The organism is Streptomyces sp. NRRL S-455, from assembly GCF_000717875.1.
Lineage (GTDB): Bacteria > Actinomycetota > Actinomycetes > Streptomycetales > Streptomycetaceae > Streptomyces.
The window spans coordinates 1-377 of sequence record NZ_JOCT01000085.1 but is presented as its reverse complement, the minus strand read 5'-3'; the positions used below and the strand labels follow the sequence as shown (position 1 = coordinate 377).

General features: G+C 75.1%; 1 pseudogene. It reads right to left on the bottom strand.

From position 1 onward, the window contains the following. Window positions 1-377: pseudogene (locus tag IE97_RS0137915) on the bottom strand (M1 family peptidase); the annotation flags it as partial.

Here is a 377-nt window from a genome sequence, read left to right as displayed (position 1 = left end):
GTGGTGGCACCGTTCCGTCGCCGTCCGGCCGGCAGACCGCCCGCCACGACCGTGAGGTCCTTCGGCGCGGTGACCCGGAAGGTGAAGTAGGCCTTGTCCGCGGGGTGGTCGTTGCCCGGGAAGACCCGGTGCGCGGCGTCCGCCTGGTTGGCCATGGCGAGGCCGTCCGCGGTGGGCACCCAGCCGCCGCGCGCGGGGTCCCCGGAGGGGTCGCTGGTGTGCCGGACGGTGATGTGCACGGGCGCGCCGGCCGGAAGGCGGCCTGGGGGCCGGATGACGAGGTCCTCGTCCGCGGTGGCGAACTCGGCGGCCCGTCCGTCCACGTCGACGGAGTGGACGGTGCCGTGGGCGAAGTCCAGGTTGATGCGTTCCAGGGG